The sequence below is a fragment of the Pseudoalteromonas lipolytica genome (assembly GCF_001306915.1).
Lineage (GTDB): Bacteria > Pseudomonadota > Gammaproteobacteria > Enterobacterales > Alteromonadaceae > Pseudoalteromonas > Pseudoalteromonas simplex.
The window spans coordinates 152,673-168,626 of sequence record NZ_LJTC01000005.1 but is presented as its reverse complement, the minus strand read 5'-3'; the positions used below and the strand labels follow the sequence as shown (position 1 = coordinate 168,626).

Annotated in this window: 9 protein-coding genes and 1 pseudogene; 6 read left to right on the top strand and 4 right to left on the bottom strand. The window is 41.2% G+C overall.

Translation table 11 applies throughout. From position 1 onward, the window contains the following. Positions 1-70: 70 nt before the first annotated feature. Together AOG27_RS09000 and AOG27_RS08995 are read left to right on the top strand one after the other, a co-directional pair. Positions 71-1,141, top strand: coding sequence for a capsular biosynthesis protein (locus AOG27_RS09000; protein WP_235523687.1), 1,071 nt, complete (start codon positions 71-73; stop codon positions 1,139-1,141). Continuing rightward, positions 1,141-1,978: pseudogene (locus AOG27_RS08995) on the top strand (sulfurtransferase). Before AOG27_RS09000 ends, AOG27_RS08995 begins: the two are co-directional and overlap by 1 nt. Here AOG27_RS08995 and AOG27_RS08990 read toward each other — a convergent pair. From AOG27_RS08990 to AOG27_RS08980, 3 genes are all read right to left on the bottom strand, one after another. After that, positions 1,953-3,491: a tetratricopeptide repeat-containing sulfotransferase family protein gene (locus AOG27_RS08990; RefSeq protein ID WP_054552879.1), complete on the bottom strand. Its 1,539-nt coding sequence runs from the start codon at positions 3,489-3,491 to the stop codon at positions 1,953-1,955. The pseudogene AOG27_RS08995 and the gene AOG27_RS08990 overlap by 26 nt on opposite strands. A gap of 83 nt (positions 3,492-3,574) precedes the next feature. Beyond that, positions 3,575-6,010 carry a TonB-dependent receptor gene (locus AOG27_RS08985; RefSeq protein WP_054552690.1) on the bottom strand — a complete coding sequence of 812 codons (2,436 nt, stop codon included), beginning with the start codon at positions 6,008-6,010 and terminating at the stop codon, positions 3,575-3,577. A 180-nt stretch (positions 6,011-6,190) separates the two neighbouring features. Then, on the bottom strand, positions 6,191-6,547 hold the full coding sequence (locus AOG27_RS08980; RefSeq protein ID WP_054552689.1) for a DUF5522 domain-containing protein: 357 nt from the start codon (positions 6,545-6,547) through the stop codon (positions 6,191-6,193). 43 nt (positions 6,548-6,590) lie between these two features. On the opposite strand from AOG27_RS08980, the gene AOG27_RS08975 reads away from it, so the two are divergent. Beyond that, positions 6,591-6,911 (top strand): hypothetical protein, encoded by a 321-nt coding sequence (locus AOG27_RS08975; RefSeq protein WP_054552688.1) that lies wholly within the window; start codon positions 6,591-6,593, stop codon positions 6,909-6,911. Positions 6,912-6,977: 66 nt separating this feature from the next. On the opposite strand, the gene rapA is transcribed toward AOG27_RS08975, so the two are convergent. Next, positions 6,978-9,872 carry an RNA polymerase-associated protein RapA gene (gene rapA, locus AOG27_RS08970; RefSeq protein WP_054552687.1) on the bottom strand — a complete coding sequence of 965 codons (2,895 nt, stop codon included), beginning with the start codon at positions 9,870-9,872 and terminating at the stop codon, positions 6,978-6,980. 299 nt (positions 9,873-10,171) lie between these two features. Here rapA and AOG27_RS08965 point away from each other — a divergent pair, with 299 nt between their 5' ends. The 3 genes from AOG27_RS08965 to AOG27_RS08955 all read left to right on the top strand — a co-directional run bounded on the left by AOG27_RS08965 (position 10,172) and on the right by AOG27_RS08955 (position 15,951). Beyond that, positions 10,172-11,569 (top strand): PhoH family protein, encoded by a 1,398-nt coding sequence (locus tag AOG27_RS08965; protein ID WP_054552686.1) that lies wholly within the window; start codon positions 10,172-10,174, stop codon positions 11,567-11,569. A gap of 61 nt (positions 11,570-11,630) precedes the next feature. Next, positions 11,631-15,059, top strand: a complete 3,429-nt coding sequence (locus AOG27_RS08960; RefSeq protein WP_054552685.1) for an ATP-binding protein — start codon at positions 11,631-11,633, stop codon at positions 15,057-15,059. Next, positions 15,028-15,951, top strand: coding sequence for a diguanylate cyclase (locus AOG27_RS08955; RefSeq protein ID WP_054552684.1), 924 nt, complete (start codon positions 15,028-15,030; stop codon positions 15,949-15,951). Before AOG27_RS08960 ends, AOG27_RS08955 begins: the two co-directional genes overlap by 32 nt. Positions 15,952-15,954 lie beyond the last annotated feature (3 nt).

Sequence of the window (15,954 nt, the reverse complement as noted above, 5' to 3'; positions counted from 1 at the left end):
CAATAATGTGCACGCCCGCTATTACAAAAAACTCACTAGGAAGCTGCCTTTAAAGAGTAAAGTGCATTGCATGGGCTTGCCTAGATTTACTGCTTTAAAATACTTTAGTAAGGCGAAAAAAGTTGATTTTAATAAAATAATTGCGGAACAACTCTTACGAAAACAAGCTCGAAACAAGCTATGGAAGAACCCACTGATAATCAAAAGTTACTCTGCTTTGATGTATTTAGTAGAGCGATGCCGGTTTGCCAAGTATTATGATTTATTGCAGTCAGAATCCCCACAAGCGCTAGTTATTTGGAATGGTAATAAATTACCTAATGTTACTGTTTGTATGGCTGCTAAGGCATTAGGAGTGACCACCTATTTCTATGAAAATGGGTTATTGCCCGGAACAACAAGCTTAGATCCTAAAGGTATTAACTTTGCGGCTTCTGTACCGCGAGATAGTCAATTTTATTTAAACTTTGATCCGCAAAGGAAGTTGCCATTTTCTGCGCCTGATTTAATTCCAAGAGCGGCCCATAAGAAGCGCTGTAAGTTTGACGCAATTGAGTTACCCAAAAAATACTTATTTGTGCCATTTCAAGTTCCACATGACACCCAAATAGCTTGTTATTCTCCTTGGCTTAAGTCCATGGAAGAGTATTACGATGCTGTTGTTTCAGCCGTAAAAAAGTTAAATGATCCAGAACTTAAAGTTGTTTTTAAAGAGCACCCTTCATGGCATAAGCACTATGAACATTTGTACGACAAAGATGATGTTGCCGTTTTTGCCAACGGAAATTGTACTCGAGAACTTATTGATAATGCTGAGGCTGTGATCACCATTAACTCGACCGTTGGCTTAGAATCTTTATTACTTGATAAAAAAGTAATTACCTTAGGGCTTGCTTGTTACAACATTGATGAGCTTGTACTACACGCAAGTGAACAAGCTACTTTGGTTAAGTGCTTAGAAAAACTGCAGAATGGCTGGCAGCCTAATAGTATTCTGAGAGATAAGTTTTTTACCTACTTAAAGCATGTGTATTGCTTGCCCGGTGTTTGGAAAGAATGTACAACGGAGCATGTTGAAGCGGTCGAAAAGCGTTTAACTCAGCAAGATACATTTGCACAGCTATCGCAAAAGGAAAGCTAATGAAGAACATCGTCTCCAGAATGGCTTAACGAGCACTTAAGTCACGATAATTTGGTTATTTTTGATGCAGGAATGGTACGCCCTGGTTTACCGGGAGAATATGCACCTAAGGCGATGCTTCCCAATGCACAGCGTTTTGATTTCAAAAAAACGCTAGCAGATAACAGTAATCCTGTACCAAGTATGATGTGTAGTAGCGAGCAATTTGAAAAGCAAATGCAGCTTGCAGGGGTTAACCAAGACTCTCTAGTTGTGATTTATGAAGACCAAGGTTTGTTCAGTTCTGCCCGTGCGTGGTGGATGTTTAAAGCAATGGGCTTTGATAATGTAAAAGTTTTAAGCGGTGGTTTGGCTAAGTGGCAAGCACTTGGCTTTGCAATACAAGCAAGTTACTCAGCTGCTTCTGGTCAAGGCAACTTTGTTGCTAGCCCACGTGCTGATTACTTCATCAGTGCTGAGCAAGTACTTAACTCACTTGATGAACAAAGCACCCTAACACTTGATGCTCGTCCTTATGAGCGCTTTACCGGTGAACACGCTGAGCCGCGCGAAGGCATGCGCAGTGGTCATATTCCAAATAGTCGCAGTTTATCTCTTGCAACAGTGCTAAATAACGGTGAGCTTAAATCGCTAAGCGAGTTGCAGGCATTATTTGAGCAACACATAGCGCCGCATCACACCCAGTTGCAGTTTAGCTGTGGTTCAGGTGTAACCGCTTGCGCAATTGCATTGTGTGCCGATGAATGCGGTTACGCTAACTTACGTGTTTACGATGGCTCATGGAGTGAGTGGGGCGCTCGTCACGACCTACCTATTGAAATAGGCCCGCACCAATAAACTCAGCGTAATTTTGCCAGCTGCCGATGCTGTTTTTATTCAGTGGCTGGCGAATTTGCTTTTTACTCGCTGTGGCTGATGCTGCATTGTTTTTATAAAAAGTCAGGCAGTTTTCCTGCCAGCTTAAATCACAAAACGCATAGAGCTTTTGAGTTTGTGGGGTAGGCTCTGTCACCAATTGCTCATAGCTTTGCAAAAAAACGTTCTCAGGATACTTGTTGGCAAAATGACTGACTAATGCCGAGTAATCTTGATGGAACGAGGCAATATCTTCAAGTGTAAAACTGTAGTGATGGAACACACTTTGTGGGCTATACATCTGCCTAAAATTGGCGATGCTGCAATCTTGCCAGCCCCGCTGCATACAAACGATTTTAGCATTAGGAAAAGCCGCTAAAATAAAATCAATATAGTAAAAGTTAAATGGCTGTTTATCACAACTTCTTAGGCCGCCACTTAGTAGCTCGGCTCTCTGTTGATAGCTAGCCAGTGCTGTCTTTATCGCCTCAGATTGATATGCCTTATCGAGCATTTCGCTGTCAATTACACGAGTTGATTGCGTGGCGTGCTGTATGAGTTGCGCAATATCGTTTAATTCCCCAACCCCTTGCAGTTTTGAACTTTGATTAAGGATTTTCTCAACTAAGGTTGTACCAGAGCGGGGCATGCCAACAACAAAAACGGGTGAGAACTCAGAGTCACTACTTTTAATTGCTTGCTGTTTGCTCTGAGTAATAAGTTTTTGACAAAAATGGCGATGCTGTGTGGCTTGATAATTAAGTTTACCGGCTATCGCTTGCTTACTTAGTGCAAAGTATTTAAATGCATTTTTGTAGTCATTAAGGTGCTCATAATTAAGAGCAAGACTATGAAAATACACTTGTTGTTCAACAATGCTTTTTTCTTTATCCGCCAAGGCTTGTAGTTTTTGGATATGTTGCTCTGCATCTATAACAGTATTGAGTTCAGCCTGCGAGTAGTGGGCTTGATAAAAGCGAGGTTGCTTTGTGGTTAGTTGCTGAAGCAAGCTTTTAGCTGCATCGAACAGTCCGTGAATTTTATAACACACCGCCAAATTATAGCTAATTTGTGGGTTATCTTTATTGCGCTGGTAGGCTGCTTGTTGAAAGCTAAGAGCGTCGTCATAATGCCCTAAACGGGTCGCAATGTTGGCTAATGTATCAAAATCAGTGGCACTAAAGTCAGCTGTTTGTTTAGCACTTTGATAATGCACAGCTGCATTACTTACTTTACCTAACAGTACGTATAACTTGGCAAGTGCTAAATGATAAATCGCAAAAGGGGCTAGGCTTAGTGCTTTCTCAAGCAGCTTAATTGCTTTGTTGATATCGCCAGCTGCGGTGTTGACTTCGCTGAGTAAAAAGTAACAAACGTGGTCTTCAGGATTTTGTTTTAGGCGCTGCACAAGTAGGTGATGTGCATCGTTTAGTTGCTTGTTGTTTAACAACTGTTGGATATGAGCGCGAAGCGCTTGTTGGGTATCATTTAGCATAAGCGCATAGTATATCAATTAATTATTTTCAGGTATTAAAAAGCCCTGCCTAAAGGCGGCAAGGCTTTTATGGTGATGTTTAATTACAGCTCAAAGTTGTAGCTAAACTTCATACCGATAGTACGAGGCGCGGTGGTGTAGTGACCATAAACACGCTGTAGCTCAGGTAGCTCTTTGTTAAGCTCAGCATATTGTGACATACCTGCCCAAGACTTATCACGACGTACAGAAGTGAATGCGTACTTATCGAATAAGTTGTCTACGTAAAGCGTTGCAGACCACATATCACCGGTAATTTTTGCAGATAAGTTACTTAGTGCATAACCAGGTAATACTTCGCCGTCTGCTTTTAAACCTACTTTGGTGATCACATCGCTTTGCGCTGTGATACCGTAGTTTACGCTTAATAACTTATCGCCTAGGATATCTTGCTCGTAACGAAGACCAAACGAGAATTGATGCTCAGGAGCGCCCGGTAAACGGTTGCCCTTAGCGCCATCATAGTAGCTTTGGTACTCTATTACCTCTTCATCAACTAGAATCCCTAATAACTCAGGTGCATCTTCTGTCAATTCAGCCTTTGCATACGCGTATGTCGCATATGCAGCCCAGTTATCACCAATCATAGCGCGAGTAGAAAGCTCAACACCTTTTGAATTTGCAGTGCCCGCGTTCGAGGTAATTAATTCTTGACCATTTACAGTGCTACTACCCACTTGCGCATCTTTCCAATCAACATTAAATAGAGCCGCATTGAAATGTAGGCGGTTACGTAACCATGATGACTTAAAGCCTAGCTCGTAGTTGACTGTTGTATCTGGTTTGTAATCTTCTTCGTTTGGCAGGGCACAAACAATTTGTTGCTCAGGTAATACATCAGGGCAAGGAGCAATACCGTTACCACCACCAATACGGAAGCCTTCACTCACTGTAAAGTAAGCAAGTACACCATTATCGAATGTATAGTTAGCATTAAATTTAAATAAGTTACCGTTATCACTAGCGCTCACATTTTCCATAACAAGGTTATCTAGTGAATCAAAATCACCAGAATAAAGCGGTGTTGCAGAGCCTGACGTTGTTGATACATCGTATTCGTAAAAACGAGCACCTAAAGTTACATCAAACTGATCTGTAATGCTGTAGCCGATTTCACCAAAAAGTGCTTTTTCAGTGGTTTCACTATCTGAAATTAGAATGTACTCAAGATCTTGTTCAACATTAGGGATACCACCACCCCAGTACTCAGTCAGACCCGGCGTATACTCACGGTCATCTGAGTGACTTTCTACTTTGTTGTAGAAGCCTCCTATAATCCAGTTAAAAGCGCTATTGCTATTTGACACTAAACGAAGCTCTTGCGTAAAGGTATCGCGATCTGAGGTATCGTGCGTGTAGCCAACAAATGCAGGGAAGTCGGCATAACCTGACCAAATATCGTAAAGTAGATCAGTTTGATCGCGCTGACCAGACTGCTCATAGCTAGACCAACCAGATGCAGATACCAGCTCAGCAAAACCAAGATCTGCTTTTACTTCTAAACTTAATAAATCGTTTTCTTCTTCACCAGGCTCAAGTACACGAGCTACGTTTTCGTATTTTCCAGGAATCCCTTGTAGCGCACTGCTATCAGCAAGAGAGCCGTATTGCGATGTCGAGTTACCACCATTTTCTTGCTTTTGATAGAAGTAGTTAAGCGTTGCATCAACATCTTCGGTTGCAAGCCAGCGAAGTGATAAACGTGCTGTGGTGATTTGCTCATCATTAACATCGCTTACGCTTTTTAAGTTGGCATTTACATCGCTGCTGTCTGAAAAGTCAGGATTTGGGTTTGATACACCTGGTTCTTGAACCACGTGGGTGTAGTCAATGTAACCAGGGTTATCGTAATAGTTTAAGCTAGCACGAAGCGCTAATTTTTCTTCAATTAGCGGCGTATTGAATACCACACCAAACTCACCACCTGTGCCGTCACTTTCGTTAATGCTAAATACATCGCCGGTAACCTTACCTTCGGTGATATCAAGCTCAGGTTGCTTTAGTAAGTAACGAATTGCACCACCTAAAGTACCTGCACCATACAGTGTACCTTGCGGGCCAATTAACACTTCAACACGGTCAACATCAGTTAAACGTAAGTCGATGCTCAGTGGAATTTCACCAACATAGGTTGCCACTGTGCCACTATCAGAAATACGGTCAGAAGTATTTGTATTCAAACCACGAACGATAATCGGAGAACCTTCACGGCCACCTTGATCAGAAATTGTTAAGCCAGGTACCCAGCGTGCGACATCTTCTAGATCGCCAATGTTTTGGTCGCTAATTACATCGCCATTGAGCGCTGTGATATTAAGCGGTGCATCCTGCACAGAGCCTGCACGTCGTGTTGCAGTAATTTGAATAGTTTCAATTGATTTATCAACTTCGATAGCATCTTCTGCAGCAAACGCCATATTGCTATTGATTAAAACTGCAGAAATTGCACTTGCAAGTAGAGCAGGCTTAAAAGTGTTCATGATTGATTCCGACTTAGTTACAGTAAATTTATGCTTAAAAAATAGACATTACTAGTGGTTTAAGCTTAAAAATTGATGATTTAGTGAATTTATATCCAATTATAATGTATTTTTATTCTTATCGTCCATGCGTTATTTGCAATTAAATGCAAAATAATTGAATAAATACTCTGTAGGGGATTAGCTATCGGAATAAGGGCAATGACTACAGCCATTACTACAGCAATGGCCGCGTTTTAAAAAGAACCAGCGGCTAAATACCATGTAGTTGTTTTGCATGGTGTAATCGAGATTTTCTATTAAATTACCTTGAGTAAAATAAGGCTTAGCAAAGGCAAGCTGCTGTTCAAGAGGCTGTTGGTAAAGTTTAAATAAAAATGAATTGATCTTTTTTATAGTACAGTCTCGGCATAAACATTCTGTTGCTGCCTCATCGAGTGGTAAAATATTGGGCAGCTCACTACACCAACAGGCATTAATATTGTCGGCTTGGCAGTGAAGGGTTGCTTTGCATTGTGAGCAAGTAAGGGTTGTCATTAAGTAAAAAGATGCTTTGAGATTGAAAAGGTAAGCATAGCAAATGGATAAATTAGACGCATTAGATGAGTTTGCTCGTTTTGGTGATAACCGATTTGAGGCAATTTCAGTAATTACCAGTACTCCAGACACGCAAGGTGATGTGTATATTCTAACGCAAGACGTTTTCTGTCAGGTTTTACAGCGTGTTATCGACGGCGAAATCGATATCGATGAATTAGAACTTTGGGCAAACGTATTAGAGTCTAGGCAAGACATCGACGAAAGCGCCGTTGAAGGGGCTATTTATGCACTAAGTAATAACGAGCAAATGGGTGAGTTAAATAAAAGTACGCTAGAGAAGTTGTTAAGAATAATTCACTAGCATGAACGAGATTGAGAGTCGAAAGCTTTAAGCAAACCTTAAAGCTTTCGCTCATTAGCCAATGGGTTAGTGAGAAACGACAATTAAACGAATTGCATCAAGTTTAACTTGGGCTTTTTCGATGTAAGTCGTGAGTTCACTACGTTGCTTATCAAAAAAGCTAAGCTCTTCATCACGAATATTCGGGTTGATCTGCTTAAGTGCCGTTAAACGAGCTTGCTCTTCACCAAGGGCAGTTTGCATTTTATCTAGTGATTCAGCACGCAGTGCTTCTAGCTTGGTTTGTGCCATGCCTTGTGCGCTGGTGATCATTGGGTGAATGGCACTTTGTAGCGCGCTGGCTAATTTACTTGCAGTTTGGCGACCAACCGCTGATAACTGCTGATTGAAAGCATCAAAAGCAACATTATCAGCCAGATTGTTACTGCCCTTATCTAATAAGATACGAATAGGCGTTGGTGGCAAGAAGCGGCCAACTTGAAGTGCTTTAGGCGCCATCGCCTCCGCAATGAAAATAAGTTCAACAAAGAAGGTACCAGCAGGTAGCTTTTTGTTTTTCAGTAACGCCACAGAGGCAGTACCAAAGTCATCATCACAAATCATATCTAAGCTGCCTTGCACCATTGGGTGATCCCAGCTGATGAAATGGGCGTCTTCTTGCGAAAGCGAGGTGCTGCGATCAAACGTTACTGTGATGCCATCATCTTTCAAACATGGGAAGGATGGGTTTAGCATGTGCTCAGTTGGTTTCAAGATAATGGTATTTTCACCTTTATCTTCTTGGCTTACCCCAAAGGTGTCGAACACATTGATCATATAGCTTGGTAGCGTGAATTGGTCGTCTAACTCTTCGATATCAGCTACAAGGCTTTCTGCTCGGCCTTGGCCACTTGAATGCAGCTCTAGTAAGCGGTCACGACCACTTTCCATTTGCTTACGAAGCTTGGCATTTTGACCTGCCACTTGTTCTAGTAGTGGGTCTAGCTCTTCTTCGTCGCAATTGTGTGCACCAATAAACTCAAGTAGTTCTTCGCCATACTCTTTATACAGCATTTGCCCTGTTGTCGAGGTTGTTTCAAACGCATCTAGGCCCTCGTTATACCAACGAAGTAACACTTCTTGTGCGGTGTTTTCAAAATACGGCACATGAATGTTTACGTCTTGAGTTTGACCAATACGGTCAAGGCGACCAATGCGTTGCTCGAGTAAGTCTGGATTAAGTGGTAAATCAAACAGTACTAAGTGATGCGAGAATTGGAAGTTACGACCTTCAGAACCAATTTCAGAGCAAAGAAGAATTTGCGCGCTGTCGTACTCGTCGGCAAAGTAAGCGGCTGCACGGTCACGTTCAACAATCGACATACCTTCATGGAAAACTGAGGCTTTAATTGCTTCACGCTCGCGTAAAATCTGTTCTAGGCTAAGTGCGGTTTCGGCTTTAGCACAGATAAGCAATACTTTTTCGTGTTTAAGGGTTTTTAAGGTTTCGATTAACCAATCAACACGTGGGTCAAATGCGCCCCAGCTAGCATTTTCACCTTCAAACTCTTGGAAGATCTTTTCAGGGAATAGAGCGCGAAGTGCCGTTAGTTCAGCATTTTGAATGCCGCCCATGTTACCCAGTACCGACATCGCCGTTTTATATTGTTTAGGCATTGCCATAGGGTATGCATGAAGCTTACGGCTTGGGTAACCATCAATACCGCTGCGGCTATTTCTAAATAAAATACGACCCGTACCATGGCGGTCCAGCAGCATTGATAAAATTTCGTTGCGCGCCGTTTCATCACCTTGCTCAGCTTTCGTTAAAAGGTCAGTGATGTCGGTTTCTTTTAATAGCTCTTTTAATGTTGCACGAGATGCATCATCAAGACCTTTTTCACCCAGTAATTGATTAGCAGCTTCAGCAACCTCTTTGTAGTTGCTTTCTTCTTCAACAAACGCATCGTAGTCGTAGAAACGATCAGGGTCGAGTAATTGCAAGCGGGCAAAGTGACTGCGGTGACCAAGTTGATCTGGCGTCGCTGTTAATAAGATAAGACCTGGAATATCTTGGCTTAACTCTGCCATGCGTTGGTATTCAGTGCTTGGCTTACCATTATTGATACTTAAATGGTGCGCTTCATCAACCACTAATAAATCCCAACCAGCCAGAGTTGCTTGCTCAAACCAACGTTTTTTCTTGCTTAAGAATTCAAGGCTAGTAAGTACTAACTGTTCTGTTTCGAATACGTTTGGAGAGTCTGCAAATGCTTCATCACAACGTTCTTCATCAAAGATTGAAAAACGTAAGTTAAAGCGGCGTAGCATTTCTACTAACCACTGATGCTGTAAGTTTTCAGGCACAACAATCAATACGCGGCTAGCACGGCCACTGATGATTTGTTGATGTAAAATCATACCCGCTTCAATGGTTTTACCTAAACCCACTTCATCAGAAAGTAATACGCGTGGTGCAAAACGTTTACCCACTTCTTGTGCAATATAAAGCTGATGCGGAATAAGGTTTGCACGCTGGCCAATTAAACCTTTTAAAGGAGATTGTTGGCGCTCAAACTGGTGCTGCCAAGTTTGGTAGCGCAGGGTATAGCGGTCAAAGCGGTCCACTTGACCTGCAAATAAACGGTCTTGTGGTTTATTGAATTTGATAAAGTGATCTAAAAAGGTTTCTTTTAACTGCGCTTTTTCACCATTATCAACGCGAATGCCGTGATAGCATAGTAACTCGCCTTGCTCTTCAACAGACTCAACTTCTAATTCCCACTCTTCAACGCTGCGAATAATATCACCTGGATTAAATGCGACACGAGTAACAGGCGCTTCTGTTAAAGAATAAACTCTGTTTTCTCCACTGGCTGGAAATAAAATGCTGACCTGACGGCCTTCAAGGGCAACAACGGTGCCTAATCCTAAATCTGACTCAGTATCACTGATCCAACGCTGACCTAAGGAAAAATTCATGTATGTCTCGTCTATGAAGAAAAAAGGCGGCTATGTTACCTGTAACGCCATGCTACTTCAAGGCAGTAAACTCGCCGCACACAATTAAATTTAGTCAACCTTTTTAAGCCATTATCAATGGTAAAAATTGTATTTATTTTAACCAGTTAAATAATTGTATATTTGTTTGTCATAAAAAGGACTTTTGTCGTAAATAGACTAAACTGAGTATATACCTGACGAATAAACTATAGCTTCATCCGCCGCTTGTTTAGTTTATTGGGTATAGCATAAAAATCATAAAACGTAAGGAAAGTGCTATGGAAAAAGCTTCGAACCTTGATAGTAAAATGTATGTGCTCGATACCAATGTATTACTCCACGAACCCCTCGCTTATTTATCTTTCCAAGAACATGATGTTGTTATCCCCATGACAGTATTAGAAGAGCTCGACCACATTAAAGATAGGAAACATGACGTTAGCCGTGACGCCCGTGTTGCTATTCGTGGTTTAGATGAAGTGCTAAAGGACGCTTCGCCAGAGCAAATGTTGCAGGGTGTCGCGCTCCCTAGTAACAAAAAGGCAAAATCAGAATCTCGTGGCCGCTTAATTACTGTTAATGACCATTTATTTGCAGACAGTATTTCGGGTTTACCTGGCAACGAAAACGACCATCGTATTATCAATTGCGCTGTACATCTGCAAAAACAGCACAGTGACAGCAAGGTGGTGCTTGTCACTAAAGACATCAATATGCGCCTTAAAGCGAAAGGGGCAGGGCTTAAATTTGTTGAAGACTACAGAACAGACCAATTAATTGACGACATAGCGTTGCTTACAAGCGGCTATAAAAAAATTGAAGGTGATTTTTGGCAACAGGTTGGAGAATGTGAAACAGAGCAGCAAGGCCGAGATACCTATCATCATGTTGCAAAAAGCACGATTAGCGATGTGTTCTGCAATGAATATATTTTAGATGAAAGTGACCACTTTGCGGCTCGAGTAACAAGCTACGATGATAAACAAATTACTTTAAAAGATATCAGTGTTGAGCGCTTGATGAGTCATACCGCGTGGGGCGTTAAGCCAAAAAATGTCTATCAAGGTATGGCACTTGATGCGCTACTTGACCCAAGTATTGAATTGGTAATTTTAACTGGCCCCGCTGGCTGTGGTAAAACCTTACTTGCTCTTGCTAGTGCCCTCGAAATGATTATTGAAAAAGGCATTTACGATAAAGTGATTGTTACGCGTAATACCCCAGAGATTGCTGAATCAATTGGCTTTTTACCTGGCACTGAAGAAGAGAAAATGGCGCCGTGGTTAGCTGCCATTACCGATACGTTAGAAGTGCTGCATAAAGGGGACGAAAATCCAATTTCGAGCCGTAATTACATTATGGAAAAAGCCAATGTACAGTTTAAATCGGTAAACTTTATGCGTGGTCGTAGTATTCAAAATGCGGTTGTCATTTTGGATGAAAGTCAAAACTTAACTGCTTCACAACTGAAGACCATTATCACTCGCTGCGGCGAAGGCACTAAACTCATTTGCTCAGGTAACCTAGCGCAAATTGATAGTAATTACCTCACGCCAGTCACCTCAGGCTTAACTTATATTGTTGAACGTTTTAAAGATTTTCAGGGCAGTGCCACCGTTAACTTAAACGGTGTGGTACGTAGTCGCTTAGCCAGCTTTGCTGAAGAAAATTTATAACTTGCCAGTATTCCTATGCCTCGTTAACCTAGCTTTATCGAGGTAAGGTACTTATAAGCCAGTGAATTTTTTACCGTTAAAGCATTACTATCGCTCTTTAGCAGTGGCACTTATTGTGCCGCTGTTAGTGGCGTTTTTTTTGTGTTTACACCTATATAATTTAAAACTTGAGCGGGCGATAGAAAGCAGGCAAAGCGGGTTTAATAATATATCCGCTCAGCTTAGCCATGCGATGAGTGCCGCAGATGGCCTTATAGACACCATGTTCAAGCTTTACGAGCAGCCACTTTCTTATGACTTTGATCCAAGTTGGGTACGCAATGTGAATCAATATGATCACTATTACTACCAAAGTGTTGGCGATGGAGTGGGGGAGATAGTCGGGCAAGGAAAGTTTGCCTCAACCGCTTATGCAATTAATCAATGGCGGCGAGTTATCGCCCTTGGCCCCTCTTTTAATACTACCCTGTCACTTGTTCAATCTTTAGAAGCCGTGGCTTATGTTAATGAGCAAGGTTTTGTTTATATTAAGCGCCGAAGTACGTCAAAAAGTGAATTCTTGACCAGTGTGTTAGATAACAAATTTAGGCCTCAATTAGTTAATAGTAATAAGCTTTCCTCAAGCTCTGTGTTGACAATTAATGGCCATGCTTATTTTGCAATTGGTAAGCAACGAGCAGCCAATAGTCGTGATTACATCGTGCTGATTTATGATCTTAAAGCAATTTCTAGCTGGTTAAAGAAAATAGCGCCTAACTATGGTGAGTATATTTTTATCAACCAAGATAACCAAGTTATTGCCAGCTCAAAAACAGCGCTTAACACTGCCATCAGTGCTAGCGAACATTGGCCGAATGTTGCTGTCGATATGCGCAAGAATAACCACAGCCATTTAGTGCAAGAAGCAACAAATTTACCTATTTACACTCGTTTCTATGAATCAAAGCAGGCCCTGAGTAAACCTATTGGCTACGACATCTTTTTAGAATTCGCGTTTTTGAGTGTGTTTTTAGTGATGATGTTCAGCGCTGTTTTTTGGCTGAGTCAACGTATTTTTGTAAAACCAATGACGCACTTAATGAATTACCTTGAGCAGCATGATGAAGGTAAACAAGCGTTAGTTCATTATCGTATTCCTGTCGATTGGCAGCCTTGGTTCAGCCGTGTAAAACGAGTGTTTAGCCGTAATGAAGAGCTCGTCCAATCATTACAAGAGGCGAATAAAGCGCTTGATTCTCAGGTACAGGTAAAGTCAAAACAATTGCGTCGTAGTATTGATGCGAAAGAACGTCACTTAGCGTTATTAAATACCATGCTCAATAACGTGCCGGATCTTATTTATTTTAAGAATATTGATGGCTCGTTTTTAGGCTGTAATAAAGCGTATGAAGGCTATATTGGTTTGCCACAAGAGAAGTTAGTAGGCCAGCAATTATGTGATATTAGCGATGATAACGGCGAGTTAAATGAACTTGAGAAGCAGGTTTTAAGAGACAAAAAAACGTATCAAACTCGTCTTTCAAATTATGAGAAAACTTACCTTTTTAGCATTGTGCCATTTTACAACGAGCACCAGCAATTTCTTGGTACCATGGCGATTGGTCGTGATATTACCGAGCAGTATAATGCACTGAATGCACTACAAAGCTCCGAAGCGAAATTGCGCAGTGCTATGGAGTACGCAGCGAATGGGGTGCTTCTGGTATCACTTGAAGATCAAGTGCTGCAAGCAAATAAAGCGGCACGAAAAATCTTTGCAATTGAAAACGTTAATGGCCTCGAGTTGACAAACTTATTTGCTGAGCAGTCTTATCAGACGTTGAAAAATACTCTGACAGAGCTGCTGCATGAGAAGAAAAAAGTTTATCACTTTAGTCTTGAGCAGCAAGAACAGCAGCGCTGGCTGCAAATTAGTGTGTCCCTAGTTTGGAATGCCGAGCAAACACCAGATTATTATGTTGTTCATGTACAGGATGTGACGGATTTAGTGCAAGCAAAAGATGATGCAGAGCGGGCAACGCTCGCTAAAAGCCGCTTTATTGCTAATCTAAGTCATGAAATACGCACACCACTCAATGCAGTACTAGGCTTAATTGATGTTATTGCATTGCAAGGGCTAACTGAGCATCAGCGCACTCATGCAGAGCAGGCAAAAACAGCAGCTAATAGTTTACTGACGCTTTTAAATCGAATGCTTGATTTTGCACGTGCCGAAAGTGCTCAACTGGAAATGAATAAAGCGCCTATGAGTTTATCTGATCTAATTGATTTTAGTCGAGGCTTGATCACTCCCTTATGCACAAATAAAGGCATTGATTTTATCATTGACCGTGACGAGAACATCAACGAATTCTTAATTGGTGACCAAATTTGTTTGCAGCAAGTATTAGCCAATTTATTGACAAATGCAGCCAAGTTTACTGAACAAGGCACAATAACTCTGTGTTTAGAGCTGATTGAAGAGTCTTTAGAGCAGCAACTAATTTGTTTTACAGTTAAAGATACAGGTATAGGTATAAATAAGGCTGATCAAGGGCGGTTATTTGATGCTTTTACGCAAGGAGATGAGTCTTTAACACGCTCTCATCAGGGGGTCGGTTTAGGTTTAGCGATTGTTAAATATGAAGTCGCTTTAATGGGCGGAGAGATAAAACTTGATAGTGAAAAAGGTAAAGGCAGCAAATTTAGTTTTTGCTTACAGCTAGATAAAGCATCAGGACCTACAAAAAGAGAATTAGTTTGTTTGCCTTCGAGTACTGACTTATCTGGACTTTTAGTACTTGCAGTTGATGATAATCCGCTTAATTTGAGCATCATTAAGAGTATTTTGGAGCAAATAGATATTACTGTCATTTGTGCTCTAAATGGTAAAAAAGGTATAGAAATTGCTAAAGAGATCAAACCTGACGTAATTTTTATGGATATTCAAATGCCTGTGATGGATGGTTGCCAAGCGACGCGAATTATTCGTCAATTATACACCAAAGAGCAAATGCCGATATACGCGCTTACCGCTCATAGTGAGGCTGCAGATATTGAGCATTCAATTGCGGCAGGAATGAATAAACACCTAACTAAACCTATTGTTGCGAGTAAATTGTTTTTAGCAATGAGTGAGCTTAAAAACTCAAAAGAAGCTTTTTTTGATAAGGCTTTTATCTTATCTCAGTTTGGAAATGATAATAAGTTAGTATTAACTATGTTGTCGAAGTTTGCGACTATGGCAGCAGAGCAGTTAATACAAATTTCTACATTAAAGACTACCGACGAGTTGATCCGCGTGGTGCATAATGTGAAAGGATCGGCTGGTAACCTTGGGTTTAAACGATTGTCAGCGTGCGCTCAGCATTGCGAGGCTACACTAAAAGCTAAAGGTGAACTTTCCGAACAATTAATTGATGAGTTGCAATGCCAAATAAAACAGGTTATTGCCTTTATCATCGAACAAGGATCTACTGATGTTGAAAAGAGCCAAGGTACTGATTGTTGATGACGATCCGTTAAACCGCTTGGTATTAGAAAAAACATTACAGCAAGACTATGATGTTTTTTGTGTTGAGAGTGGCGAAAAAGCACTGACGTTTCTAAAAACACAAAGTGTGGATCTGTTGATCTTGGATATTGTAATGCCAGGAATCGACGGCTATGAGGTACTCAACAAATTAAAAGAAAACGCAACGACAAGCATGCTACCGGTAATCTTTATCTCGGCAAATACTAGCCATGATGATGAAGCTAAAGGGTTAGAATTAGGGGCGATGGATTACATCACCAAACCTTTTAGTGCAGCGATCGTTCGTGCACGTGTGCGCAATCAATTAATGATCAAACAAAAAAATGACTTGCTTGAAATGCTCGCCTCAATTGATGGCCTAACAGAGATCCCAAACCGACGTTATTTAGATGAAAACTTAGCGCGAGAGTGGCGTCGTTGTCGTCGTGATCAAACACCATTATCAGTATTATTAATGGATGTTGATCACTTTAAACGTTACAACGATTGTTATGGTCACCGAGCAGGCGATGATTGTTTAAAACAAATTGCTCATGCCTTAGTTGGAGCATGTGAGCGAGGTAGTGACTTTGTTGCTCGTTATGGCGGTGAAGAGTTTGCAGCAGTACTTCCAAATACCTCTGCAAAAGAAGCTATGTCGTTTGCAAACAAATTACGTAATGCCGTTAATGAGTTAAATATTCCGCATAAAGCGTCACTAAATGCCGACCATGTCACAATTAGTATTGGTATTGCGACCACGGAAAATGGCCAGGTGTATGCAGAGCAAACATTACTTGAAGAAGCTGATTTAGGTCTTTATCAGGCAAAAGATGCTGGGCGTGATCAGATAGTATCGAGAATGATAGCTATGAGTGAACATAAGTAGGCA

Coding starts and splice junctions, on each gene's coding strand:
- AOG27_RS08975 (WP_054552688.1), top strand. CDS start 6,591: ATGGATAAATTAGACGCATTAGATGAGTTTGCTCGTTTTGGTGATAAC.
- AOG27_RS08980 (WP_054552689.1), bottom strand. CDS start 6,547: ATGACAACCCTTACTTGCTCACAATGCAAAGCAACCCTTCACTGCCAA.
- rapA (WP_054552687.1), bottom strand. CDS start 9,872: ATGAATTTTTCCTTAGGTCAGCGTTGGATCAGTGATACTGAGTCAGAT.
- AOG27_RS09000 (WP_235523687.1), top strand. CDS start 71: ATGGGCTTGCCTAGATTTACTGCTTTAAAATACTTTAGTAAGGCGAAA.
- AOG27_RS08965 (WP_054552686.1), top strand. CDS start 10,172: ATGGAAAAAGCTTCGAACCTTGATAGTAAAATGTATGTGCTCGATACC.
- AOG27_RS08990 (WP_054552879.1), bottom strand. CDS start 3,491: ATGCTAAATGATACCCAACAAGCGCTTCGCGCTCATATCCAACAGTTG.
- AOG27_RS08985 (WP_054552690.1), bottom strand. CDS start 6,010: ATGAACACTTTTAAGCCTGCTCTACTTGCAAGTGCAATTTCTGCAGTT.
- AOG27_RS08955 (WP_054552684.1), top strand. CDS start 15,028: ATGTTGAAAAGAGCCAAGGTACTGATTGTTGATGACGATCCGTTAAAC.